Genomic DNA, 22,143 nt, shown 5'->3' with positions numbered 1-22,143 from the left:
TCATCTGTTCTGGTGGAAGGGTCAATTATGACCGAATCTTTTCGACTGATGCTTGCGCTCCATCTTGGGGCTGGGCCCCTGTTGCGGTGGCTGGCCCGGCTGCTCGGTGTCTCTCAGCTGATCCTGGGTCCGCTCCGCGGGTTCCTGCGGCGGACGATTGCTGTTGCGGTTCTTGTTCTTGGCCATGGGGTGACCTCCTGGGGGTCCTGGGGACTTTGACCGCGATCAGATTCGCACGCATTCATACTCTTCGCATTTCGGGCAATTACCCTTTGTAGTCGCGGGGCAGAGCGGTGGTGCGCAGCACGGAAAGGTGGATTCGCCACGCCGAAGATCGAGTTCGGGCTGATAACCCTTGTACGGTCGGGCAGACTCGTGGGAAACACGCTGTAACTGTCCTTGTTCGACGAGAGTGGGTGGACCGTGGAGCGCTGCGTCGTCCTGGTGGACGCCGGGTATCTACTGGGCGCCGCCGCGAGTCTCTTGGCCGGGGAACCCGCGCGATCCCGGATCACCGTTGACCACTCCGTCCTGATCCAGGGGCTGCGCGAGCGGGCCGAGTCGGACACCGGTCGCGATCTGCTCCGTATCTACTGGTTCGACGGTGCGCCCGATCGGGTGCCACAGCCTGAGCACCGGCGGCTGCGGGTCATGCCCCGGGTGACCGTGCGGCTGGGCGCGCTCACCCGCAGCGATGGCCGCTGGGCGCAGAAGGGCGTGGACGCCGCCATGCACGCCGAGCTGACGGAGCTGGCCCGCAACCGCGCCTGCTCGGACATTGTGCTGGTCACCGGCGACGGAGATCTGCTGCCCGGGCTGATGTCCGCCAAGGAGCACGGCGTCGCCGTACATCTGTGGGCCGTACAGGCCGCCGATGGCGACTACAACCAGTCCGAGGACCTGGTGGCCGAGGCGGATGAGCGGCGGGTGCTGGACCGTACCTGGATCACCCGGGCCGTACGGGCCAAGGAGCTCACCGGTATCTGCGGCGCCCCCCAGCCCGCGCCCCGCCCCGAGATTGCCGCCATCCTCTCCGCACCGCTGCCCGAGCCACCGGCCGCGCCGGCCAAGAACGGCGGGGGAGCCGCCCCCGTCGAGGGCCCGGCCTCCGCACCGAGCGGTACGGGCACGGAGCCCGCTTCCGGCGGCAAGGGAGGCGTGCCCACCCCGAAGGACCTCGCCGGACTCGGCCGCCCAGCCGCCGCCCACGCCCCACCACCCACCAACGCCACCCTGCGCTGGTCCTCCGACAAGGGCTGGGTCGAGCGCGGCAGCGGCGCCCCCGGCGAACCCCCGGAGGTCGCCACCCTGCCGATGCTGGCCCAGCTCACCACGGCCGAGCAGCGCTGGGCCGACCGGGAAGAGGACATCACCACGGTCAGCGGCGATCCCTTCGAGGTCGGCCAGGTCTTCGCCCGCCGCTGGATCGAACGGCTCGCCTCCCCGGGCCAGCTCCAGCAGCTCTCCACCCAGTACCCCCGCATCCCGCACCGGATCGATGGCGAGCTCCTGCGCTACGCGGCCCGCTTTGGCCTGCTGGCGCACAAGGACGACCAGATCGACGAGCACGACCGCTATGCGATCCGGGCCGGCTTCTGGCGCGAGGTGGACGCCCGTACGACCACGGAGCCCGCCCCGGCGGGGGAGTAATGCGGCGGGCGCGTACCCTCGTAGCTCGTGGAGACGGGCGCACAGCAGGCAGAGGTGAACGACGGGGCCGTATGCGCCGTACGTAACCTGGTGAAGACATATCCGGCCCAGCGGGCCAGGCGCGGAGCGCCCGCCGCGCCCGCCGTGCGGGCCAACGACAAGGTCAGCCTGACCGTGCGACGCGGCGAGATCTTCGGTCTGCTCGGCCCGAACGGCGCCGGGAAATCCACCCTCGTACGGCAGCTGACCGGGCTGCTGCGCCCCGACTCCGGCCAGGTCGACGTCCTTGGCCACGATCTCGTACGGCACCCCGAGCGGGCCGCGCGGCTGCTCGCCTACCTGGGCCAGGAATCCACCGCCCTCGATGAGCTGACCGTCTCCCTGGCCACCGAGACCACGGCCCGGCTGCGCGGTCTGGACACGGCCACCGCACGCCGGGAGCGCGACGCGGTCCTCGACGAGCTGGGCCTGACGAAGATAGCGGGCCGCCCCCTCAGGAAGCTCTCCGGCGGCCAGCGCCGCCTCGCCTGCGCGGCCGCCGCACTGGTGGGGGAGCGGCCCCTGCTGGTGCTGGACGAGCCGACCACGGGGATGGACCCGGTCGCCCGCCGCGATGTCTGGGCGGCCATCGACCGCCGCCGTACCGAGCGCGGAGCCACCGTTGTCCTGGTCACCCACAACGTCATCGAGGCCGAGACCGTCCTCGACCGGGTCGCCGTACTCGACCACGGCCGGGTCATCGCCTGCGACACCCCGGCCGGGCTCAAGGCCCTGGTCGGCGAGGACGTCCGAGTCGACCTCGTCTGGCGCGACCAGCCGCCACTGCACATCCCGGAAGTCGCCGCCCTCCGTGACTCCGCCACCAGGACGGGCCGCCGCTGGACGCTGCGGATGCCCCCGGACGCCGCCCGCGCCGCCGTTGCCACGGTCACCGGCGGTCCGGCCTTCACGGCACTCGACGATTTCACGCTGACGACGCCGAGCCTGGAGGATGTCTATCTGGCGCTCGGTGGTTCTACGGACGGTTTGGTGAGGGTGTGAGGGTTTACGGCGCTGGGCTGGGTCTGTCGCCGAGCCTGGAGGATGTCTGTCTGGTGCTCGGTGACTGTACGGAGGGTCTGGTGACGGCGTGAGCGCACTCTCCGCCCAGGTGGTGGCACCGGCTCCCATCGAGGGCGCCGAGCGGGCGATCGTGGCCGAGCTCGCACCGCGGGCGCGGCTGTGGCCCGCGCTCGGCGCCATCTACCGGGCGCAGCTCTCCCGGGCCCGGGTGGCCCGGATCCCGCTCCTGTTCGTGGCGACCTTCCAGTCCATCGGCATCATGGTCCTGATGCGCGGCGTGGTGGCCGGCGGGCCGGGCGAGGAGGCGCGGGCGGTCGTCGCCGGGTCGAGCGTGCTGGTCGTGGCGTTTGTCGCGCTGAATCTGCTCGCCCAGTACTTCGGGCAGCTACGGGCCTCCGGTGGGCTCGACCACTACGCCACCCTGCCGGTGCCGCCCGCCGCCGTGGTGCTGGGGGCGGCCGCCGCGTATGCCTCCTTCACCGTGCCGGGAGTGATCGTCACCGCTGTCGTCGGCGGTCTGCTCTTCCAGCTGCCGCTGGGCGGGCTGTGGGTGCTGCTGGTGGTGATCCCACTGGCCGGGGCCGCGCTGGCCGGTCTGGGCGCGGCGCTGGGGCTGCTCGCACCACGTCAGGAGCTCGCCACGCTCTGCGGGCAGCTGGGCATGTCCGCCGCGCTGCTGCTGGGCGTGCTGCCCGCCGCCCGGCTGCCGCAGCCGGTTCAGTGGGTGCGGGATCTGCTGCCCTCCACCTACGGGGTCGAAGCGCTCGCGGCGGCCCTCCGGACCAGCCCGGACTGGGGCCGGGTCGCGGTCAACCTGGGAATCTGCGCGGTGGTCGGGGTGGCCGCGCTGGCCCTGGCGACCTGGGCGTACCGCCGGGCCGCCGTCCGCTGATCAGCCGTACGGGGGAAGGGACACCCCGGCATTTACGAACATCAGACCGGGCCTGGCACGATGGCGGTGTGACCGTACCGACGCCCTCCTCGCCACAGCACGGCCGCTCGCAGCCGTCGCAGCCGTACGACCCCTGGGCCCACCACCCGCCCGAGGGGGAGGGGCCCGGAGGGCCCGTGGACTCCGCTCCGCCGGAGACACCCGGGCGGGGCGAGCTGCGCGATGTGCTGCTGGTCGCGTTCCTGGTGTCCCTGGCCGGAGTGGCGCTCGGACTGCTGTGGCTCTGGCTGGCCCCCAGGGTTCCGTATATCTCGGATGGCGAGAAGGCCTATCTCAGGAACGGTGAGAGTCAGGAGGCCATCGGCGTTGACGGCACCTTCGCGCTGCTCGCGCTGGGGGTGGGCGCCGTGACCGGGCTGCTGGTGTTTCTGGCCCGCAGGAGCGGCGGCATGGGCATGGTCATCGGTCTGGCGCTGGGCGGGTTGCTGGGATCCGTGCTCGCCTGGCGGCTGGGCGTATGGCTCGGGCCCGGCCAGGATCTGTCGGCGCGGGCCGAGGCAGCGGGCCGGGGCGGTGTCTTTGACGGCCCGCTGGAGCTGGCCGCCACGGTGGCGCTGCTGTGCTGGCCCCTGGCGGCGCTGGCGACCCACCTGGTCGCCACGGCCTTCTTCGGTCCCCGCGATCCCGCGCCGCAGCCCCAGCCGTATCCCCAGTGGGGCCCGCCGCCCGCCCCGTAGCCTGGCCCTACGCGGGCCGCCTGCCGTGGTTCGCACGGCCCTTGCGGATACGCCACTTACGCTTGCGCGTTCGCTTCGACATACCTAGGTCGTAGCCGAACGGGCTGACCCCGTAAAGGGTTTTCCCCTAACCCTCCCCCAGTCCTCAAGCGCCGGACGGGCTCATGCCCGTCCGGCACAGGGGACTTACCCCCGGCTCACCCGGGCCAGGACCGCTTCCGTGAGGGTGACCAGATCCGCGGGGGCCAGCTCGATCTCCAGCCCCCGGCGGCCAGCCGAGACGCAGACCGTGGCGTGCTCACCCGCCGAGGCATCGATCACCGTGGCCAGCCGCTTGCGCTGACCGATCGGCGAGATCCCGCCCCGTACATATCCCGTCGTACGCTCCGCCAGCGCCGGGTCGGCCAGCGTCGCCCGCTTGCCGCCAACGGCCGCCGCGAGCGCCTTGAGGTCAAGCGAGCCGGAAACCGGGACAACCGCGACGGTCAGCGCGCCGTCGACCTCGGCGACCAGGGTCTTGAAGACCTGAGCGGGATCGATCCCCAGCGCCCGCGCGGCCTCCTCGCCATAGGACGCGGCGGCCGGATCGTGCTCATAGGAGTAGACCGTGAACGCCACCCCGGCCCGGGTCGCGGCGACCGTCGCCGGAGTGCCGCCGGGCTGCTTCTTCTGCTGCTGATTCTTCTTGGTGTTCGCCATCGCTCGCCATCAGTTGGGGCTCGTCGGCTGGCGGGTGAAGTCCACCGCCGGAAGCGAGGGCAGCTTACCGATCAACGCGGTCTCGCGGCGCAGCATCTTCAGCTCCTCCGCCAGCCGCGTCGCGGTGTCCGGGGCCTGCAGCAGCCGCTGTTTCGCCGGGGTGTCCAGGACCGTCGCGGCGGCGACCAGATAGGACACCACGGACGGCTCTTCCGGCAGCTCCTGCCCGGCCGCCAGGGTCCGCTCACGGGCTCCGGCCAGCTGCTTCTGGTAGGCACGGAAGGCGCGCAGCACTCCCGAGGCCAGCGCACCCGCGCCCTCACCGCTGTCCTCCGGCAGCTCCTCGATCTCACCCACGAGATACGGACCGCTGGAGTCGACCGACAGCAGCCGGAACCGGGTGGTGCCGGTGGCCAGCACCTCATAGCCGCCGCTCTCCTCCTCACCGGGTGCGGTCTCCTGCTCCCGGATCGTGGAGGCATCGGCGATACAACCCACGGTGTAGAAGGACGTGATCGGGTCCGGGCCGAATCCGGCGGCCGGTCCGGGATCGGGCATCGGCGTGCCCTCCGGCAGCCCGATGGCCGTGGAAGCGACCTCGCGGCCGTCCCGGATCGCGACGACACCAAAACGGCGCGGCTCATCCTCGGGGATCTCCAGCAGATCGCGCATCAGGGCGCGATAGCGGTGCTCGAAGATGTTCAGTGGCAGCACGAGCCCCGGGAACAGCACGGAGTTGAGCGGAAAGAGCGGAAGGCGCGTGGTGGTCACAATCGGCCAGCCTAAAGCCTCACGATCCGGCTACTGCCGCCGCAGCAGCCGGGTCGCCCCCGCGGCGACCGTCGTCGCCAGGATCCACCCCGTCAGGATCAGCGTCACCGCCACCCACTGATAGTGCCCCCCGGGTTTCCATGCCGTGTCGTATCCGAGATGGATGACGGGCAGTAGCAGATCGAGAGCGTAGATCGCGGCGTTCCAGTGCGGGGCCTCATCCTCGATACGCGGCTCCGGCGGGTGTGAGCCGAAGTACAGCGTGCCCGAGGCCCACAGCACGGCCATCCACAGCGCCGCCTGGCCGGGACGGTAGCCGTAGGCCACGGTCCAGTCCTGCAGATAGCCCCACATCTTGCCCACCGGGGACAGCGTCTCGCGGCGTCTGCGGTGCTTGGCCAGCAGCACGGTGCGTGCGTCCGCGTCCTCCCCGCTGTTGCGCAGGACATGGGCCAGCTGCTCATACGGTTCCGGGGAGTACTCGGGAGTCGCGGTCGCCACCCACTGCAGCCGCCGTGCCAGCGGGAAGGGACCGATCGGTATCAGATGCTCGTAGCTGAAGCCGGCCATCCACAGCCCCTCATGCATCGGCCAACTGGTCATCTTGTCCACCAGATTGCCGACCGAGGCCCCCGACAGCACCACCCGGCCACGCTGCGGCCGCTCCGGGGTGAAGCACAGCTCCGGGGTCTGCACGCGGCGCAGCGAGAGCTCCTGATCCCGCTCCAGTTCAAAGCGGGCGCCGTCCAGGACGAGCGAGTCCCCGAAGCGTCCGTCGTCCAGCTTCACCCCGCCGGTGCAGGAGAACCGCCTGGCCCGCTGCTCCGATGAGCCGCTGGCGCAGGGGGTGGCCGGGCGATAGTGGGCCCCGGTGGGCGGGGTGGTGCCCAGGGTGTACTGCAAGGTGGCGGGGCCGACGGAGGCGAAGTGCGCGAAGCGGGCCACCTGCAGCTGTGGGGCGTGCAGCGCGTACCCTCCCTGGTGATTGCGCAGCACGCTGCCGTACATGAACAGCGAGCCGCCGATCCGCGCTCCGCGCATGCTGAGTTCCCCGCCGCACATCAGCAGACTGGCCTGCACATCCTGGGCCACGGTCAGCCCATCGGCCGAGATCGCCCGGACCCGCCGCCCACTGCCGACCGTCACCTCATTGAGCATCAGATCGGTGCCGATGGTGGCGTCGGTGAGCCGTATACCGTCCGGGATGGTGCAGCGGGCCAGATACAGATCGCCGTCCGTGGTGATCCGGGCCGCCTCCAGCCGGGGGATATGGCAGTCGATCATCCGGCCGGTGGTCATCCGGCACTCGGGCAGCAGCACCTCTTCCTCGAAGCGGCAGTGCTTCAGCTCGAAGTAGGGATGAACAATTCCCCCGGACAGATCCAGCCTGCCGGTGATCAGCGCCCCGGACAGATGCAGTGAGGCCACCCGCCCCAGCCGGGGTGACGGCCCGTGCAGCAGCAGCAGCGCGATGACCCGGGCCCGCACGGTGCGCTGCGGCCCCCACACCTGGTCGCTGCCCGGGTCGTCGCGCGCCGGATCCCCGGTCCGTAAGTCGTGTCTGCTGCCGTTCCGGAAGGCCTGCCACATGCCCCACTCCGCGGTGGTCAGCCGCAGCTCGGCAGGCGGTTCGCCATGATCGAGCGGTTCGTTCACACCGGACCCCCCAACCCCCTTGGTCTCACCGAGTGACAAGGGGAACGCTATCGGTCAGCGCTGGCATCCGACACCTGTATCACGCATTGATCCTGTATCACGCATTGATACAGCGCACGGCCAGCGGAATCGGTCTGAGAGACTGGATGCGTGCTGCGATCTATTTCCCTGGCCCGAATCGATCTACGCGGTGCCGTCTCCGCCGGCGGCGGGATCGACCGCGACCTGCTGCCCCGTGCCGAGCTCGATGTCGAGGCCGCCCTGGAGAAGGTGCGGCCCATCTGCGAGGACGTCCATCATCGTGGCACCGCGGCACTGATCGAATACGCGGAGCGGTTCGACGGCGTACGGATCGACCGGACCCGGGTACCGGCCGCAGCGCTGGCCAAGGCCCTGGAAGAGCTGGACCCGGCTGTACGGGCCGCCCTGGAGGAGTCCATCCGGCGGGCCCGTATCGTCCACCGCGAGCAGCGCCGCACCGACTCCACCGTCAAGGTCGTGCCGGGCGGCACGGTCACGGAGCGCTGGGTGCCGGTCGAGCGCGTCGGGCTCTACGTACCGGGCGGCAACGCCGTCTACCCGTCGTCGGTCGTGATGAACGTCGTGCCCGCACAGGAGGCGGGCGTCGGCTCGCTCGCCGTCACCTCGCCCCCGCAGGCCGCCCCGCCGAACGACTGGGGCAGGGGGCTGCCGCACCCGGCCATCCTCGCCGCCTGCGCCCTGCTGGGCGTCGACGAGGTCTACGCGGCCGGTGGCGCCCAGGCCATCGCCATGTTCGCCTACGGCACCGAGGAGTGCCGCCCCGTACAGCTCGTCACCGGGCCCGGCAATATCTGGGTCGCCGCCGCCAAGCGGCTCCTCAAGGGACGTATCGGCATCGACGCCGAGGCAGGCCCGACCGAGATCGCCATCCTCGCCGACGACACCGCCGACGCGGCCCATGTCGCCGCCGACCTGATCAGCCAGGCCGAGCACGACACCCTCGCCGCCGCGGTCCTCGTCACCGATTCCGAGGCACTGGTGCAGGCCGTCGAGGCCGAGCTGACGACCCAGGTCGCCGCCACCAAGCACCAGGAGCGGATCAGCGAGGCGCTGGCCGGGCGGCAGTCCGGCATCGTCCTCGTCGATGATCTGGCACAGGGCCTGGCGGTCGTCGACGCCTACGGCGCCGAGCACCTGGAGATCCACACGGCGGACGCCGCCGCGGTCGCCGCCCGGGTACGGAACGCCGGTGCCATCTTCGTCGGCACCTACGCGCCGGTCTCACTCGGCGACTACTGCGCCGGATCCAACCATGTGCTGCCCACCGGCGGCTGTGCCTGCCACTCCTCCGGCCTCTCCGTGCAGTCCTTCCTGCGCGGCATCCATGTCGTGGACTACACCCGAGACGCTCTCGCCGAGGTCGCCCACCATGTGGTGACCCTCGCCGAGGCGGAGGATCTGCCCGCACACGGCGCCGCGCTGAAGGCCAGGTTCGACTGGAAGGTGCCCCGGTAAGTGACCGGCATTGACGATCTCCCCATCAGGGACGAGCTGCGCGGCAAGTCCCCGTACGGAGCGCCGCAGATCGACGTCCCCGTACGGCTGAACACCAACGAGAACCCGTATCCGCTGCCCCCCGCGCTGGTGGCCCGCATCGCCGAACGGGTCACCGAGGCTGCCCGTGACCTCAACCGCTACCCGGACCGGGACGCGGTCCAGCTCCGCACCGAGCTGGCCGCCTACCTCACCCGTACCGCCGGGCACAGCGTCGGTATGGCGGGCGTCTGGGCTGCCAACGGCTCCAACGAGATCCTGCAGCAGCTGCTCCAGGCGTTCGGCGGGCCCGGCCGCACCGCGCTGGGCTTCGAGCCCTCGTACTCCATGCACGCCCTCATCGCACGCGGTACCGGCACCGGCTGGCTCTCGGGCCCGCGCAACGACGACTTCACCATCGACCTCGAGGCGGCCCGGCGGACCATCGCCGAGCGCAAACCCGATGTGGTCTTCATCTGCTCGCCGAACAACCCCACCGGCACGGCGGTCGACGCCGGGACGGTGCTCGCCCTCTACGAGGCCGCGCAGGCCGCCAAGGGCGGGCCCGGGGCATTGGTGATCATCGATGAGGCGTACGGCGAGTTCAGCCATCGGCCGTCCCTGCTGCCGCTCATCGAGGGCCGCCCCAACCTGGTGCTCTCCCGCACCATGTCCAAGGCCTTCGGCGCCGCGGGACTGCGGCTGGGCTACCTCGCCGCCGACCCGGCCGTCGTGGACGCCGTACAGCTGGTGCGCCTGCCGTACCATCTGTCCGCTGTCACCCAGGCCACCGCGCTCGCCGCGCTGGAGCACACCGATACGCTGCTCGGCTATGTGGAACAGCTCAAGGCCGAACGGGACCGGCTCGTCAGCGAGCTGCGCGCGATCGGCTGCGCGGTCACCGAGTCCGACGCCAACTTCGTACAGTTCGGCCGCTTCGACGACGCGCACGCGACATGGCAGGCCCTGCTGGACCACGGTGTGCTGGTACGGGACAACGGTGTACCGGGCTGGCTGCGGGTCACCGCGGGCACCCCGGCCGAGAACGACGCGTTCCTTGACGCGGTGCGCGCAGTAACAAAGGAGAACAAGCAATGAGCCGCACCGGCCGCGTGGAGCGCACCACCAAAGAGACCTCCGTGGTCGTCGAGCTCAACCTCGACGGCACCGGGAAGGTCGATGTGTCGACAGGCGTCGGCTTCTTTGACCACATGCTCGACCAGCTCGGTCGCCACGGCCTCTTCGACCTCGGCGTCAAGACCGAGGGCGACCTGCACATCGACAGCCACCACACCATCGAGGACACCTCGCTCGCTCTCGGCGCCGCCTTCCGGCAGGCGCTCGGCGACAAGCGCGGCATCGTGCGCTTCGCCAACGCCTCGGTACCGCTGGACGAGTCCCTCGCCCAGGTGACCGTCGACCTGTCGGGCCGTCCGTACCTGGTGCACAACGAGCCCGAGGGCATGGCCCCGATGATCGGCCCGGAGTACGACACCACCATGACGCGGCACATCCTGGAGTCCTTCGTCGCGCAGGCGCAGATCGCCCTGCATGTCCACGTCCCCTACGGACGCAACGCCCACCACATCGTGGAGTGCCAGTTCAAGGCGCTCGCCCGGGCCCTGCGCTACGCCAGCGAGATCGATCCCCGGCAGACCGGCATCCCGTCCACCAAGGGCGCGCTGTGAACCCGGTCTCCACCCTGCTGATCTTCGTGGGCCTCTTCCTCCTCGGCGGAGCCATCTCCTTCTGGAAGCAGCAGTTGCCCAAGGGCGTCATCGTGCTGCTCGGCATCGGCTCCGCCCTGGCACTGCTGGCCGGAATTCTGCGACTGGATGTGTGGTCATGAGCAAGGCCGTGAGCAAGAACGTCGTCGTCTTCGACTACGGCTTCGGCAATGTCCGCTCCGCCGAGCGGGCTCTCGCCCGGGTCGGCGCGGACGTCGAGATCACCCGTGACTATGACAAGGCCATGGCCGCCGATGGGCTCATGGTCCCCGGGGTCGGCGCCTTCGCCGCCTGTATGGCCGGGCTGACGGAAGCCCGCGGTGACTGGGTGGTGGAGCGCCGGCTGGCCGGTGGCCGCCCGGTCCTGGGCGTCTGCGTCGGCATGCAGGTCCTCTTCAGCCGTGGCATCGAGCACGGCGTCGAGACCGAAGGCCTGGACGAGTGGCCCGGCACGGTCGGACCGCTGAAGGCCGATGTCGTCCCGCATATGGGCTGGAACACCGTTGAGGCCCCCGCCGACTCCCAGCTCTTCGCGGGCCTGGACAGGGACGCCCGCTACTACTTCGTCCACTCCTATGCCGTACACGGCTGGGAGCTGGAGATCACCAACCCCAGGATCCGCGCGCCGAAGGTCACCTGGTCCACGCACGGTGAGCGCTTTGTCGCCGCGGTGGAGAACGGCCCGCTGTGGGCCACTCAGTTCCACCCCGAGAAGTCCGGCGATGCCGGTGCCCAGCTGCTGACCAACTGGATTGAGACGCTTTGATGCCCAACGTGCCCTCCGACCTGCCGAAGCTCGAACTTCTGCCCGCCGTCGACGTCCGCGATGGCCAGGCCGTCCGGCTCGTCCATGGCGAGTCCGGCTCCGAGACCTCCTACGGCGATCCCCTGCAAGCCGCCCTCACCTGGCAGCGGGCGGGCGCCGAATGGCTGCACCTCGTGGATCTGGACGCCGCGTTCGGCACCGGCGACAACCGGGAGCGGATCGCCGAGGTCGCCCGCACCATGGACATCAAGGTCGAGCTGTCCGGCGGCATCCGCGACGACGACTCGCTGGCCGCCGCACTCGCCACCGGCTGCACCCGTGTCAACCTCGGCACCGCCGCCCTGGAGTCCCCGGAGTGGGTCGCCAAGGTCATCGCCGAGCACGGCGACAAGATCGCCGTCGGTCTGGACGTCCGCGGCACCACCCTGCGCGGCCGCGGCTGGACACGTGACGGCGGTGACCTCTACGAGACCCTGGAGCGGCTCAACTCCGAGGGCTGCGCCCGCTATGTCGTCACCGACATCAACAAGGACGGCACGCTGCAGGGACCCAACTTGCAGCTCCTGAGGAACGTCTGCGCCGCCACCGACCGGCCGGTTGTCGCCTCCGGCGGTGTTTCCTCCCTTGACGATCTCCGGGCGATCGCCACGCTGGTACCAGAGGGTGTCGAGGGCGCGATTGTGGGCAAGGCCCTCTACGCCAAGGCGTTCACCTTGGAAGAGGCGTTGGAGGCTGTGTCCCGATGACCATTGAGCGTGTGCAGACCGACAACCCCTGGGAAGAGACCATCGGCTTTGCACGCGCGGTCGCAGCGGGTGACCGGGTCATCGTGGCGGGCACCATGCCCTTCGTGGACGGTGTGCTGCACGGCGAAGGCGATCCCTATGAACAGACGAAGGCGGCCTTCGCCAACTCCCTGTCCGCGCTGCAGAAGTTCGAGCTCGGCATCACCTCCGTCATCCGCACCCGGATGTACATCACCCACTCCCGTGATGTGGACGAGGTGGTCCGGGCACACAAAGAGATCTTCGACGCGGTCCGGCCCGCCGCCACGCTGGTCGTCGTCTCAGGATTCGTCGATTCCCGGGTCCTGGTCGAAGTCGAAGTAGAAGCATTCCGAGGCAGCAATCCTCCGGGGGACGGCCCCCGGAACCCTGAAGGAGCACGTTCGTGACCCTGGCCGTACGAGTCATCCCCTGCCTGGACGTGGACGGCGGCCGGGTCGTCAAGGGCGTCAAGTTCCAGAATCTGCGAGACGCGGGCGACCCCGTCGAGATGGCCAAGGTGTATGATGCGGAGGGCGCCGACGAGCTGACCTTCCTCGACATCACCGCCTCCTCCGGCAACCGTGAGACCACCTACGACGTGGTCCGCCGCACCGCCGAGCAGGTCTTCATCCCGCTCACCGTCGGCGGCGGGGTGCGCACCCCGGAGGACGTCGACAAGCTGCTGCGCGCGGGCGCGGACAAGGTCGGCGTCAATACGGCCGCCATCGCCCGCCCGGAGCTGATCAGGGAGATCGCGGAGCGCTTCGGCCGCCAGGTCCTCGTCCTGTCCGTCGACGCCCGCCGCACCGATGCCGGAACCTTCGAGGTCACCACCCATGGCGGCCGCCGTGGCACCGGCATCGACGCCGTCGAGTGGGCCCACCGCGCCGCCGAGCTGGGCGCGGGGGAGATCCTGCTCAACTCCATGGACGCCGACGGCACCAAGGACGGCTACGACACGGAGATGATCGAGGCCGTGCGTCAACACGTCACCATCCCCGTGATCGCCTCCGGCGGCGCGGGCAAGCTCACCGACTTCCCCCCAGCCATCGAGGCGGGCGCCGACGCGGTGCTGGCCGCTTCGGTCTTCCACTTCGGGGATCTGCGCATCGGCCAGGTCAAGGACGCCCTCCGCGCCGCCGGTCACCCGGTCCGCTGACTTTCACCCCTGGCCCGGCCGCGCCCCTCCGCTGCCGTGCTGACCGCTGCGGTGCTGACCCGCTACAGCCCGAGCTTGGCCTCGGACACCTTGGCGATGGCCTCCTTGTCGCCGTCCAGCTCAACCCGGGCCGCTTCCTGGCGTCCGGTGGCGAAGAGCAGCAGCTCAGCGGGGTCCCCGGTGACCGTGACGACCGGGGTGCCCTTGCGGGCCACCGCCGTCTGGCCGTTGGGGCGGCGCAGCACAAGACCGACCGGGCACCTGCGGCCGTAGATACGGGCGGCCATCTCCAGCCGCTTCCACAGGGCGTCGGCGAAGACGGGGTCCAGCTCCCGCGGGGTCCAGTCGGGCTGTGCCCGCCGGACATCCTCGGTGTGGGTGAAGAACTCGACGGTGTTCGACGCCTCGTCGATCTGCTTGAGGGAGAAGGGTGACATCCGGGGCGGGCCGGTGCGGATGAGCTGGATCAGCTCCTCATACGGCTTCGCGGCGAACTCCGCCTGGACACGTTCGAGGCGGGCCTCAAGAGGCTTGATGATGATGCCGCCCGCCGCGTCGGCGCGGCGCTCACGCACCACGAGATGGGCTGCGAGATCACGGGTTTTCCAGCCCTCGCACAGCGTGGGCGCCTCTGGACCGGCGCTCTCCAACAGATCGGCGAGGAGAAGACGTTCGCGCTTGGCATGGGTCGACATACGGTCAGCCTACGACCGTATGGCGGCCCATGCGATGCGCCGCGCCATCAGTTCCCGGGCAGTGGCCCGGTGAGCTTCTTCCCGTCGCGGGAATTGCTGAGCGTCAGTGAGCAGGAGATCGTGTCCTTGCTCCGGTACTTGTACGTCGGCAGCGAGGGATAGATCGCGTAGAAGTAGTACAGGGTGCCGTCCTGCGGCATCTTCTTCAGCCGGACCGCCGCGTCCTGCTTACAGAGCTTCAGAACCTGCTCCTGAATCTCCTGCTCCGTTGCGAAGTCGCCCGTCAGCTTCGGATTGCTGATCACCTCGCCGTTGTGCGGAGAGGTGCAGGGACGCTCCTCGACCTTGGAGACGGCGCTGCTCAGCGCGGGGTGGTCGAAGCAGGTGCCCGGCTTGAGCACAACGAAGGGGACGGGATCACGGGGGGTGCCGGAGGGACCGCTGGACTCCCTCGGGTCCGGTATCGCGGTCGCCGGATCCGAGGAATCCCACGTGGGCTCCTCGGTCTCCTGAGACTCCTCAGCTTTCTCTGTCGCGCTGGGGGTGGTCGACGGAGCGTCATCGGCCTTGTTGTCCTTGCCTCCGCCGCCGCCCAGCAGGAGCACACCCCCCACGATCAGCGCCGCTGCCAGCACGGCGGCGATCACGATCGCGGCGACCTTGGGGCCGTTGCCACCGCCGGCACCCGGCGGAGGCGGAGGCGGGGGCGGATACGGCCCGGGGCCACCCGGAACGCCCGGGCCGAAGCCACCGGGGCCATGGCCCGGGGGCGGGCCGGGCGGGCCCGGATAGCCGTAGCCACCGGCGGGCGGGCCGACGGGTGCGGGCGGGCCGGCGGGTGCGGGCGGGCCGAAGCCCTGCGGCGGACCGAATCCGCCGCCACCGGCACCGGGCTGACTGGGGTCCTGCGGCGGCGGAGGGAAGCTCATGTCCGAAAGAATGCCCCATGCCACTGACATTCGATGCCCGGGGATGCGTCACAAGCTCGGAACAGCAACGTGCCGTTGAGATACGGGCGTTATGCCGGTTTTCGCGATGCGCCCTCACGACGGCAGAATGGTCCCATGCCCGCATCCCCGCTCGACCCCGCCATCGCCGCCCGCCTCAAGCGCACCGCCGACGGCCTGGTCCCCGCCATCGCCCAGCAGTACGACACCGGTGAGGTGCTCATGCTCGGCTGGATGGACGATGAGGCGCTGCACCGCACCCTCACCACCGGGCGCTGCACCTACTGGAGCCGCAGCCGCCGCGAATACTGGGTCAAGGGCGACACCTCCGGGCACGTCCAGCACGTCAAGTCCGTCGCACTCGACTGCGACGGCGATACGGTCCTGGTGAAGGTCGATCAGGTCGGTGCCGCCTGCCACACCGGCGCCCGTACCTGCTTTGACGCGGACCAGCTCCCGCTGAGCGAGTAGGGTCCCGATCATGACGACGCCGGATCTGGAGACCTTCCGTACGCTCGCCAAGGACCGCCGGGTCATCCCGGTCACCCGACGCCTGCTCGCCGACGGCGATACCCCCATCGCCCTCTACCGCAAGCTTGCCGCTGAACGCACGGGCACCTTTCTGCTGGAGTCCGCCGAGAACGGGCACACCTGGTCCCGTTACTCCTTCGTGGGCGTACGCAGCGCCGCCGCGCTGACCGTCCAGGACGGTCAGGCGCACTGGCTCGGCACCCCGCCCGTCGGTGTCCCCACCGACGGCGATCCACTCGCCGCGCTGCGCGCCACCGTGGAGACCCTGCACACCCCACGGGATCCCGAGCTGCCGCCGTTCACCGGCGGCATGGTCGGCTATCTCGGCTATGACATCGTGCGGCGGCTGGAGCGGATCGGTGACAGCACCGAGGACGATCTGCGGCTGCCCGAGCTGACCATGCTCCTCGCTTCCGACCTCGCGGTCCTCGACCACCGCGACGGAACCGTGCTGCTGATCGCCAATGCGATCAACCACAACGATCTTGAGACCGGGGTGGAGGAAGCCTACGCGGACGCCGTGGCCCGGCTGGACACCATGACCGCCGACCTTGCCCGGCCGGTGACGGCCGGTGCCGCCGCGCTGCCGCCCTCCGAGGTGCCCGCGTACACCGAACGCTGGGGCGGCGCGGCGTACCGGGATGTGGTCGAGGACATCAAGGAACGCATCCGTGCGGGGGAGGCCTTCCAGGTCGTTCCCTCGCAGCGCTTTGAGATGCCGTGCACGGCGAGCGCGCTGGATGTCTACCGGGTGCTGCGGGCCACCAACCCCAGCCCGTACATGTACCTGTTCCGGTTCGAGGACTTCGATGTGGTGGGGTCCAGCCCCGAGGCGCTGGTCAAGGTCGAGGACGGGCGCGCCATGATGCACCCCATCGCCGGGACCCGGCCACGGGGCGCCACTCCGCAGGAGGACGCCGCGCTGGGCGAGGAACTGCTGGCCGATCCCAAGGAACGGGCCGAGCATCTGATGCTGGTCGACCTGGGCCGCAATGACCTGGGGCGGGTCTGTGAACCGGGCAGCGTCGAGGTCGTCGACTTTATGACGATCGAGCGCTACAGCCATGTGATGCACATCGTCTCAACGGTGACGGGGCGGCTGGGGCGGGACCGTACGGCGTTCGACGCGCTGATGGCCTGCTTCCCGGCCGGAACGCTGTCGGGCGCGCCCAAACCGCGTGCGCTCCAGATCATCGAGGAGCTGGAGCCGACCAAGCGCGGGCTGTACGGCGGCTGCGTCGGCTATCTCGACTTCGCGGGGGACTCCGATACGGCCATCGCGATCCGCACCGCGCTGTTGCGCGAAGGCGTCGCCTATGTGCAGGCAGGGGCGGGCGTCGTGGCCGACTCCGACCCGGCCGCCGAGGACACCGAGTGCCGCAACAAGGCGGCCGCCGTACTCAGGGCGGTGCATACCGCCGAACGGCTCGGCGGTAGCGTGGAGCGGTGACTTCCGTGCCCCCCGCCCACCCTCAGCGCGCGCCCCGGCGCGCGCTCGGCATCGCGCTGCTGGGCGGTGCCCTCGGCGCCGCCCTCGTTCTGGTCGCCGCCGGGCAGACCTGGGGCGAGGGGAGCACCGAGTTCGGCGGCAGCCGTCTGCCGGTCGAGGTGACCGGCAGCGATGTCACCGGGGTACCCAGCGCGCTCGCCCTGGTGGGCCTCGCGGCGCTGGTCGCGGTCTTCGCGGTACGGCGCACCGGGCGGGTGATCGTCGCCGCGCTGCTCGCCCTGTGCGGGGTGGGCGTCGCGGTCGCGGCACTGATCGGCGCCGGGGACACCAGCGCGCTGGATGAGCAGGCCGCCGACGGCACCGGGCTCGCGCGGAGCGCGGCGGAGCAGGTGACGCACAGCGGCTGGCCGTATGCCGCGGCGCTGGGTGGCGCCCTGCTGCTGGTCGCCGGAGCGCTGGCGCTGCGGTACGGGCGGGAGTGGCCTGCGATGGGCGGCCGCTATGAGCGGGCGGGCGGACCCCGTAACGGACCCCGTAACGCCCGGCGGCGAGCGGTGCCTGCGGCGGACCCTGAGCGCCCCGAGGAGCTGTGGCGGGCCCTCGACCGCGGTGAGGACCCCACCAGCGGAAACCAGGACAAGCGCTCCTGACACAATGGTCGGCGAGCGACCCGACCCAGAACGGATTTACGAGGAGCACTCATGGCGGATAACAGCCACGGACACACCCCCGCCGCTTGGACCGGCGTCACCATCGCGTTCATCGGCTTCTGCGTGGGCGCGGTGTTCATGGTGATGGCCGAGCCGCTCGGCGTAGTGGCCGGTTTGGCCGTGGTCGTCCTCGGTGGCGTGGTGGGCATGGTGATGCGGTCGATGGGCCTGGGCATGCCCAGGGAGAAGGCGACGTCATTGCAGGCGCAGCCGCAGCCGCAGCCGCAGTCGCAGGGGCCGCAGCAGTCGCAGCCGGAGTCGGAGCCGGTTGCGGCGTCGTGACGCGTTGGAGCGCGGTGCTGACCTGTTCGGCGCCGCGCTTTTGCGTGCCGGGGCGGGGGTGGTCAGGGTGGAGGGGTGATCGCTTCCCGTATCCCGGCACTGGCCGCCTTGGGGGCGGCGGGGGCGGCCGCCGCGTATATCGGCGCGGTTGATCCTCAGAAGCCGGGGCACTATCCGGTCTGCCCAGTGCTTCGGTACGGCGGGATCTACTGCCCGGGGTGCGGTGGTCTGCGGAGCGTCCACGCTCTGGTGCATGGCGATGTGGCGGGCGCGGTGGGGGCTAACGCGGTCGTCGTGGCTGGGGTGGTTGTTCTCGTTGTGGCGTGGGCGGTGTGGTTCGTGGGGGCCGGGGTCGGCGCTGGGGCCGGGGCCGTACGGGGGTTCTCCGTACGCATGGGGTATGTGTGGGCCGCGGGGGCGGCGGTGCTGGTGTTTACGGTGGTACGTAACTTGCCCTTCGGGGCGGGACTGACACCGTAGCCAAATGCCCGGTATGTGAGACCAGGACTATCCGGATGCGAGCCCTCCGTCCTGGGCCGGATACCATCGCAGTGCATGACCAGACCATCCGCTCCCGGTAGAAAGGGGCCGCTCGCGTGAGTGTGCTCGACGAGATCATCGACGGAGTCCGCTCTGACCTCGCCGAGCGTCAAGCGCGCGTCAGCCTCGAGGAACTCAAGGAGCGCGTGGCGAAGGCGCCGCAGGCCAAGGACGGGGTCGCCGCCCTGAAGGGTGACAGCGTCAAGGTCATCTGCGAGGTGAAGCGGTCAAGCCCCTCGAAGGGCGCGCTCGCCGCGATCGCTGACCCCGCAGGACTCGCGGCCGACTATGAAGCGGGCGGTGCGGCGGTGATCTCCGTGCTGACCGAGGAGCGGCGCTTCGGCGGGTCGCTGGCGGACCTGGAGGCGGTGCGCGGGACGGTCGACATCCCGGTACTGCGCAAGGACTTCATCGTCACCGCCTACCAGCTGTGGGAGGCGCGGGCCTATGGCGCGGATCTGGTGCTGCTGATCGTGGCGGCGCTGGAGCAGGACGCGCTGGTATCGCTGGTTGAGCGTGCGGAGTCTATCGGGCTGACACCGCTGGTCGAGGTGCATGACGAGGACGAGGTCGAGCGGGCTCTCGATGCCGGGGCGAAGATCATCGGAGTGAACGCCCGGAATCTGAAGACGCTTGAGGTCGACCGTGGGAACTTCGCACGGGTCGCGCCGGAGATCCCGGAAGACGTAGTGAAGATCGCTGAGTCAGGTGTGCGGGGTCCGCACGACCTGATCGCCTACGCCAATGAGGGCGCCGACGCGGTGCTGGTGGGGGAGTCCCTGGTGACGGGGAAGGACCCCAAGGGCGCGGTCGCCGACCTGGTCGCGGCGGGGGCGCATCCGGCGCTGCGGCACGGGCGCGGGCAGTAGTCATGGCCGCCGCCTTCGCCCGTCTTGCCCGCGGCTGTCGGCCGCGGGGCTGCCGTGCGCCTGCACGGCGGGTGCGGGGGCGGCGCGTGCGGTATCACATCGGGGCGGAGCCGGGGCAGATCAACGGCTGCCGATGGCGCGGCGCGGCCTAGCAGGCTGCGGGTGGGCAGGCTGCGGGCGGGCAGGCTGCTGCCCGGCCGTACGTGGCTGGGTGCGGCGCCGTGGTGGGTCGGGGGTGGTCCGGGGTGGGCCGTTCCGGACCCATGATTTACGGCCCGACACCCGGTGACGTTCTGTTGGCCGGTAAGGCCCCTGTCGGCCCACAAATCACGGGCAAGCGTCCGGAACAACCCACCCCTCCCCACCCCCTCACGCAGTTGTGGGCACTCGGCCCACACCAGTGTTGTGGGCACTCGGGCCGCCCGAGGGGCGGCACGGGTGGGCACAACACCGGCCCACCAAGCCGCACCGGCCACCCCCGGGGCCCGGGGCGAAGCCCCGCCACGCGGCGGAGCCGCATATCGGTACAGCCGGGAAGGGGCGGGATCGGGGAAACCCCACCATCCCGGCCGCCCCGGGACGAAGCCCCGCCGCGCGGCGGAGCCGCGTATCGGTACAGCCGGGAAAGCCACATTGATCACCGCACACCTATTGAGGAGTACGTCAGATGTCCTCTGACTTCTTCATCCCTGACCCGCAGGGTCAGATCCCCACCGCCGAAGGCTACTTCGGCGCATTCGGCGGCAAATTCATCCCGGAGGCGCTGGTCGCAGCCGTGGACGAGGTCGCCGCGGAGTACGAGAAGGCGAAGGCGGACCCCGCCTTCGGGACCGAGCTGGATGACCTGCTGGTCAACTACACCGGCCGGCCGAGCGCCCTCACCGAGGTACCGCGATTCGCGGAGCACGCGGGCGGTGCGCGGGTCTTCCTCAAGCGGGAGGACCTGAACCACACCGGGTCGCACAAGATCAACAACGTGCTGGGTCAGGCGTTGCTGACCAAGCGGATGGGCAAGACCCGGGTGATCGCCGAGACCGGCGCGGGGCAGCATGGGGTGGCCACGGCGACCGCGTGTGCGCTGTTCGGGTTGGAGTGCACCATCTACATGGGGGAAATCGACACCCAGCGGCAGGCCCTCAATGTGGCGCGGATGCGCATGCTGGGTGCCGAGGTCGTGCCGGTGAGTTCGGGCAGCCGGACGCTGAAGGACGCCATCAACGAGGCGTTCCGTGACTGGGTCGCCAATGTGGACCGGACGCATTACCTGTTCGGCACGGTGGCGGGGCCGCACCCGTTCCCGGCGATGGTGCGCGACTTCCACCGGGTGATCGGAGTCGAGGCGCGGCGGCAGATCCTGGAGCGGGCCGGGCGGCTGCCGGATGTGGTCGCGGCGTGTGTGGGCGGCGGATCCAACGCGGTTGGGCTGTTCCACGCGTTCATTCCGGACGAGAGCGTACGGCTGGTCGGGCTGGAGGCCGCCGGGCACGGGGTGGAATCCGGGGAGCACGCGGCCACACTGACCGTGGGGGAGCCCGGGATTCTGCATGGGTCGCGTTCGTATGTGCTCCAGGACAACGAGGGGCAGATCACGGAGCCGTACTCCATTTCGGCTGGGCTGGACTATCCGGGGATCGGGCCGGAGCACTCGTACCTCAAGGACGTGGGGCGCGCTGAGTACCGGCCGGTGACGGACGATCAGGCGATGCGGGCGCTGCGGCTGCTGTCGCAGGCTGAGGGCATCATCCCGGCGATCGAGAGCGCGCACGCGCTGGCCGGAGCGCTGGAGCTCGGCAAGGAGCTGGGGCCGGACGGGCTGGTCCTGGTGAATCTTTCCGGGCGGGGCGACAAGGACATGGATACGGCGGCTCGTTACTTCGGGCTCTATGACGAAGGAGAGGCGAAGTAATGGCAGGGAACGCTGAGCTGCTGCGGTCGGTGCTGGCGAAGGCCAGTGGGGAAGGGCGGTCCGCGCTGGTGGGTTATCTGCCCGCCGGGTTCCCCAGTGTGGACGGCGGGATCCAGGCCTGTACCGCGCTGCTGGAGGGCGGGTGCGATGTCGTTGAGGTCGGGCTGCCGCACAGTGACCCGGTGCTGGACGGCCCGGTGATTCAGACCGCCGATGACATCGCGTTGCGCGGTGGGGTGCGGATCGCCGATGTGCTGCGGACCGTGCGTGAGACACATACGGCGACCGGTGCGCCGGTGCTGTGCATGACGTACTGGAACCCGGTTGACCGGTATGGGATTGAGCGCTTCGCCGCTGAGCTGGCGGACGCCGGGGGCGCGGGATGCATCCTGCCCGATCTGCCCGTTGAGGAGTCGGACGCCTGGCGGAAGGCCGCCGAGGAGCATGGGCTGGCGACGGTCTTCGTGGTGGCGCTCAGCAGCCGGGATGAGCGGCTGGCGAAGATCACCGCGGCGGGCAGCGGGTTTGTGTACGCGGCCTCGCTGATGGGTGTCACCGGGACGCGTGAGTCGGTGGGGCGGGAGGCGCAGGAGCTGGTGCGGCGTACCCGGGCCACGACCGAGCTGCCCGTATGCGTGGGGTTGGGGGTTTCCAACGCTGAGCAGGCGGCGGAGGTGGCTGGCTTCGCGGACGGCGTGATCGTGGGGTCGGCGTTTGTGAAGAAGCTGCTGGAGCACCCCGAGGATCTGCCGGCCGGCCTGGCCGGGGTCCGGGAGCTGGCAGGGGAGCTGGCGAAGGGCGTACGGAGGTAG

The 22,143-nt window shown here is 70.3% G+C and carries 28 protein-coding genes; 21 read left to right on the top strand and 7 right to left on the bottom strand.

Going from position 1 to position 22,143, the window contains the following annotated elements; all coding sequences use genetic code 11:
* Positions 1 to 21: 21 nt before the first annotated feature.
* On the bottom strand, positions 22 to 186 hold the full coding sequence (locus tag test1122_RS03375; RefSeq protein ID WP_232267658.1) for a hypothetical protein: 165 nt from the start codon (positions 184 to 186) through the stop codon (positions 22 to 24).
* A gap of 237 nt (positions 187 to 423) precedes the next feature.
* Between test1122_RS03375 and test1122_RS03370 the strand changes: the two genes are divergently transcribed.
* The 4 genes from test1122_RS03370 (at position 424) to test1122_RS03355 (ending at position 4,341) form a co-directional block, all read left to right on the top strand.
* Positions 424 to 1,650, top strand: coding sequence for an NYN domain-containing protein (locus test1122_RS03370; RefSeq protein ID WP_232271738.1), 1,227 nt, complete (start codon positions 424 to 426; stop codon positions 1,648 to 1,650).
* Between the two features lie 27 nt (positions 1,651 to 1,677).
* Positions 1,678 to 2,691: an ABC transporter ATP-binding protein gene (locus test1122_RS03365; RefSeq protein ID WP_232267657.1), complete on the top strand. Its 1,014-nt coding sequence runs from the start codon at positions 1,678 to 1,680 to the stop codon at positions 2,689 to 2,691.
* Between the two features lie 127 nt (positions 2,692 to 2,818).
* Positions 2,819 to 3,604, top strand: coding sequence for an ABC transporter permease (locus tag test1122_RS03360; protein WP_232271737.1), 786 nt, complete (start codon positions 2,819 to 2,821; stop codon positions 3,602 to 3,604).
* Positions 3,605 to 3,672: 68 nt separating this feature from the next.
* Positions 3,673 to 4,341: a DUF2567 domain-containing protein gene (locus test1122_RS03355; protein WP_232267656.1), complete on the top strand. Its 669-nt coding sequence runs from the start codon at positions 3,673 to 3,675 to the stop codon at positions 4,339 to 4,341.
* Between the two features lie 7 nt (positions 4,342 to 4,348).
* Here the strand turns inward: test1122_RS03355 and test1122_RS26915 are convergent, their stop codons facing one another.
* The 4 genes from test1122_RS26915 to test1122_RS03340 all read right to left on the bottom strand — a co-directional run bounded on the left by test1122_RS26915 (position 4,349) and on the right by test1122_RS03340 (position 7,467).
* A complete protein-coding gene (locus test1122_RS26915) occupies positions 4,349 to 4,423 on the bottom strand; it encodes a hypothetical protein (RefSeq protein ID WP_479685734.1) in 75 nt (24 codons plus the stop codon).
* 104 nt (positions 4,424 to 4,527) lie between these two features.
* On the bottom strand, positions 4,528 to 5,040 hold the full coding sequence (ybaK, locus tag test1122_RS03350; RefSeq protein WP_232267655.1) for a Cys-tRNA(Pro) deacylase: 513 nt from the start codon (positions 5,038 to 5,040) through the stop codon (positions 4,528 to 4,530).
* A 9-nt stretch (positions 5,041 to 5,049) separates the two neighbouring features.
* Positions 5,050 to 5,811: an LON peptidase substrate-binding domain-containing protein gene (locus tag test1122_RS03345; protein ID WP_232267654.1), complete on the bottom strand. Its 762-nt coding sequence runs from the start codon at positions 5,809 to 5,811 to the stop codon at positions 5,050 to 5,052.
* Positions 5,812 to 5,841: 30 nt separating this feature from the next.
* A complete protein-coding gene (locus test1122_RS03340) occupies positions 5,842 to 7,467 on the bottom strand; it encodes an oxidoreductase (protein ID WP_232267653.1) in 1,626 nt (541 codons plus the stop codon).
* Between the two features lie 150 nt (positions 7,468 to 7,617).
* Between test1122_RS03340 and hisD the strand changes: the two genes are divergently transcribed.
* The 8 genes from hisD to hisF are packed head-to-tail and all read left to right on the top strand — an operon-like array spanning position 7,618 to position 13,401.
* Positions 7,618 to 8,964 carry a histidinol dehydrogenase gene (hisD, locus tag test1122_RS03335; protein WP_232267652.1) on the top strand — a complete coding sequence of 449 codons (1,347 nt, stop codon included), beginning with the start codon at positions 7,618 to 7,620 and terminating at the stop codon, positions 8,962 to 8,964.
* The gene (locus test1122_RS03330; protein WP_232267651.1) at positions 8,965 to 10,080 is read left to right on the top strand and encodes a histidinol-phosphate transaminase; all 1,116 of its coding nucleotides are present in this window, start codon (positions 8,965 to 8,967) and stop codon (positions 10,078 to 10,080) included.
* Positions 10,077 to 10,670 carry an imidazoleglycerol-phosphate dehydratase HisB gene (hisB, locus tag test1122_RS03325; RefSeq protein ID WP_232267650.1) on the top strand — a complete coding sequence of 198 codons (594 nt, stop codon included), beginning with the start codon at positions 10,077 to 10,079 and terminating at the stop codon, positions 10,668 to 10,670. Before test1122_RS03330 ends, hisB begins: the two co-directional genes overlap by 4 nt.
* Entirely contained in the window at positions 10,667 to 10,831 is a 165-nt protein-coding gene (locus test1122_RS03320) for a hypothetical protein (RefSeq protein ID WP_232267649.1), read from the top strand. Before hisB ends, test1122_RS03320 begins: the two co-directional genes overlap by 4 nt.
* The gene (gene hisH, locus test1122_RS03315) at positions 10,828 to 11,475 is read left to right on the top strand and encodes an imidazole glycerol phosphate synthase subunit HisH (protein WP_232267648.1); all 648 of its coding nucleotides are present in this window, start codon (positions 10,828 to 10,830) and stop codon (positions 11,473 to 11,475) included. The genes test1122_RS03320 and hisH overlap by 4 nt, the downstream gene beginning before the upstream one ends.
* Positions 11,475 to 12,221 (top strand): bifunctional 1-(5-phosphoribosyl)-5-((5-phosphoribosylamino)methylideneamino)imidazole-4-carboxamide isomerase/phosphoribosylanthranilate isomerase PriA, encoded by a 747-nt coding sequence (priA, locus tag test1122_RS03310; protein ID WP_422396914.1) that lies wholly within the window; start codon positions 11,475 to 11,477, stop codon positions 12,219 to 12,221. The genes hisH and priA overlap by 1 nt, the downstream gene beginning before the upstream one ends.
* A complete protein-coding gene (locus tag test1122_RS03305) occupies positions 12,218 to 12,649 on the top strand; it encodes a RidA family protein (protein WP_232267647.1) in 432 nt (143 codons plus the stop codon). Before priA ends, test1122_RS03305 begins: the two co-directional genes overlap by 4 nt.
* The gene (hisF, locus tag test1122_RS03300) at positions 12,646 to 13,401 is read left to right on the top strand and encodes an imidazole glycerol phosphate synthase subunit HisF (RefSeq protein WP_232267646.1); all 756 of its coding nucleotides are present in this window, start codon (positions 12,646 to 12,648) and stop codon (positions 13,399 to 13,401) included. Before test1122_RS03305 ends, hisF begins: the two co-directional genes overlap by 4 nt.
* A gap of 62 nt (positions 13,402 to 13,463) precedes the next feature.
* Here hisF and test1122_RS03295 read toward each other — a convergent pair whose 3' ends face one another.
* Together test1122_RS03295 and test1122_RS03290 are read right to left on the bottom strand one after the other, a co-directional pair.
* Positions 13,464 to 14,096, bottom strand: a complete 633-nt coding sequence (locus tag test1122_RS03295) for a TIGR03085 family metal-binding protein (protein ID WP_232267645.1) — start codon at positions 14,094 to 14,096, stop codon at positions 13,464 to 13,466.
* 47 nt (positions 14,097 to 14,143) lie between these two features.
* Complete coding sequence (locus test1122_RS03290; protein WP_232267644.1) at positions 14,144 to 15,025, bottom strand: hypothetical protein; 882 nt, start codon at positions 15,023 to 15,025, stop codon at positions 14,144 to 14,146.
* Between the two features lie 135 nt (positions 15,026 to 15,160).
* Between test1122_RS03290 and hisI the strand changes: the two genes are divergently transcribed.
* From hisI to trpA, 9 genes are all read left to right on the top strand, one after another.
* Complete coding sequence (gene hisI / locus test1122_RS03285) at positions 15,161 to 15,514, top strand: phosphoribosyl-AMP cyclohydrolase (protein ID WP_232267643.1); 354 nt, start codon at positions 15,161 to 15,163, stop codon at positions 15,512 to 15,514.
* 10 nt (positions 15,515 to 15,524) lie between these two features.
* Positions 15,525 to 17,024 carry an anthranilate synthase component I gene (locus tag test1122_RS03280; RefSeq protein WP_232267642.1) on the top strand — a complete coding sequence of 500 codons (1,500 nt, stop codon included), beginning with the start codon at positions 15,525 to 15,527 and terminating at the stop codon, positions 17,022 to 17,024.
* A complete protein-coding gene (locus tag test1122_RS03275; protein ID WP_232267641.1) occupies positions 17,021 to 17,674 on the top strand; it encodes a TIGR02234 family membrane protein in 654 nt (217 codons plus the stop codon). Before test1122_RS03280 ends, test1122_RS03275 begins: the two co-directional genes overlap by 4 nt.
* Before the next feature lie 51 nt (positions 17,675 to 17,725).
* Positions 17,726 to 18,016, top strand: coding sequence for an HGxxPAAW family protein (locus test1122_RS03270; protein ID WP_232267640.1), 291 nt, complete (start codon positions 17,726 to 17,728; stop codon positions 18,014 to 18,016).
* Positions 18,017 to 18,091: 75 nt separating this feature from the next.
* Positions 18,092 to 18,496 (top strand): DUF2752 domain-containing protein, encoded by a 405-nt coding sequence (locus test1122_RS03265; RefSeq protein ID WP_232267639.1) that lies wholly within the window; start codon positions 18,092 to 18,094, stop codon positions 18,494 to 18,496.
* Positions 18,497 to 18,612: 116 nt separating this feature from the next.
* The gene (gene trpC, locus test1122_RS03260) at positions 18,613 to 19,425 is read left to right on the top strand and encodes an indole-3-glycerol phosphate synthase TrpC (protein ID WP_232267638.1); all 813 of its coding nucleotides are present in this window, start codon (positions 18,613 to 18,615) and stop codon (positions 19,423 to 19,425) included.
* A 2-nt stretch (positions 19,426 to 19,427) separates the two neighbouring features.
* On the top strand, positions 19,428 to 19,577 hold the full coding sequence (trpM, locus tag test1122_RS26755) for a tryptophan biosynthesis modulator TrpM (RefSeq protein WP_422396913.1): 150 nt from the start codon (positions 19,428 to 19,430) through the stop codon (positions 19,575 to 19,577).
* 515 nt (positions 19,578 to 20,092) lie between these two features.
* Positions 20,093 to 21,331 carry a tryptophan synthase subunit beta gene (trpB, locus tag test1122_RS03255; RefSeq protein WP_232267637.1) on the top strand — a complete coding sequence of 413 codons (1,239 nt, stop codon included), beginning with the start codon at positions 20,093 to 20,095 and terminating at the stop codon, positions 21,329 to 21,331.
* Positions 21,331 to 22,143, top strand: a complete 813-nt coding sequence (gene trpA / locus test1122_RS03250; RefSeq protein ID WP_232267636.1) for a tryptophan synthase subunit alpha — start codon at positions 21,331 to 21,333, stop codon at positions 22,141 to 22,143. The genes trpB and trpA overlap by 1 nt, the downstream gene beginning before the upstream one ends.

The sequence above is a fragment of the Streptomyces gobiensis genome, from assembly GCF_021216675.1.
GTDB lineage: Bacteria > Actinomycetota > Actinomycetes > Streptomycetales > Streptomycetaceae > Streptomyces > Streptomyces gobiensis.
Note: the sequence above shows the minus strand (reverse complement) of the source record. Positions and strands in the feature narration are given on the sequence as shown.

Bases quoted from the DNA above. Each gene is read 5' to 3' on its own strand.
- test1122_RS03375 (WP_232267658.1), bottom strand. From the start codon at position 186: ATGGCCAAGAACAAGAACCGCAACAGCAATCGTCCGCCGCAGGAACCC.
- ybaK (WP_232267655.1), bottom strand. From the start codon at position 5,040: ATGGCGAACACCAAGAAGAATCAGCAGCAGAAGAAGCAGCCCGGCGGC.
- hisB (WP_232267650.1), top strand. From the start codon at position 10,077: ATGAGCCGCACCGGCCGCGTGGAGCGCACCACCAAAGAGACCTCCGTG.
- hisH (WP_232267648.1), top strand. From the start codon at position 10,828: ATGAGCAAGGCCGTGAGCAAGAACGTCGTCGTCTTCGACTACGGCTTC.
- priA (WP_422396914.1), top strand. From the start codon at position 11,475: ATGCCCAACGTGCCCTCCGACCTGCCGAAGCTCGAACTTCTGCCCGCC.
- test1122_RS03305 (WP_232267647.1), top strand. From the start codon at position 12,218: ATGACCATTGAGCGTGTGCAGACCGACAACCCCTGGGAAGAGACCATC.
- test1122_RS03295 (WP_232267645.1), bottom strand. From the start codon at position 14,096: ATGTCGACCCATGCCAAGCGCGAACGTCTTCTCCTCGCCGATCTGTTG.
- test1122_RS03290 (WP_232267644.1), bottom strand. From the start codon at position 15,025: ATGAGCTTCCCTCCGCCGCCGCAGGACCCCAGTCAGCCCGGTGCCGGT.
- hisI (WP_232267643.1), top strand. From the start codon at position 15,161: ATGCCCGCATCCCCGCTCGACCCCGCCATCGCCGCCCGCCTCAAGCGC.
- test1122_RS03280 (WP_232267642.1), top strand. From the start codon at position 15,525: ATGACGACGCCGGATCTGGAGACCTTCCGTACGCTCGCCAAGGACCGC.
- test1122_RS03270 (WP_232267640.1), top strand. From the start codon at position 17,726: ATGGCGGATAACAGCCACGGACACACCCCCGCCGCTTGGACCGGCGTC.
- trpM (WP_422396913.1), top strand. From the start codon at position 19,428: ATGGCCGCCGCCTTCGCCCGTCTTGCCCGCGGCTGTCGGCCGCGGGGC.
- trpB (WP_232267637.1), top strand. From the start codon at position 20,093: ATGTCCTCTGACTTCTTCATCCCTGACCCGCAGGGTCAGATCCCCACC.
- trpA (WP_232267636.1), top strand. From the start codon at position 21,331: ATGGCAGGGAACGCTGAGCTGCTGCGGTCGGTGCTGGCGAAGGCCAGT.